This is a genomic window from Christiangramia aestuarii, assembly GCF_009735585.1.
Lineage (GTDB): Bacteria > Bacteroidota > Bacteroidia > Flavobacteriales > Flavobacteriaceae > Christiangramia > Christiangramia aestuarii.
In genome coordinates, this window is the sequence record NZ_VJVW01000141.1 from 1 (window position 1) to 389 (window position 389).

Consider the following 389-nt stretch of genomic DNA (forward strand, 5'->3'; position numbering starts at 1 on the left):
CCGCTTGGGCAGTAATGGTAATGTCCAGATCGGCGGTTGGCAAAACGCCCGCACCGCGCTCGGGCCACTCGATCAGACAGAGTGCGCTGCCGTCGAAATAGTCGCGGATGCCGAAGAACTCCAATTCCTCCGCATCGGCGAGCCGGTACAGGTCGAAATGGTAGGCGCGCAGCTCGCCGATTTCGTAAGGCTCGACCAGGGTAAAGGTCGGGCTTTTCACCGAGCCGGCATGGCCGAGGCCGCGCAGGATGCCGCGCGAGAGGGTGGTCTTGCCGGCGCCGAGGTCGCCATGCAGGTAGATCACCCCCTGCCCCCCGCTGGCCCGGGCGATGCGCCCGCCCAGTTCGAGCATCGCGTCTTCCCCTTCGGCGGACAGGATCACTTCAGAC

General features: G+C 65.6%; 1 protein-coding gene. It reads right to left on the bottom strand.

Features of this window, described 5'->3' with window-relative positions; all coding sequences use genetic code 11:
- On the bottom strand, positions 1-389 hold a 389-nt coding region (gene tsaE / locus FLP08_RS17275), incomplete at both ends, for a tRNA (adenosine(37)-N6)-threonylcarbamoyltransferase complex ATPase subunit type 1 TsaE (protein WP_202912816.1).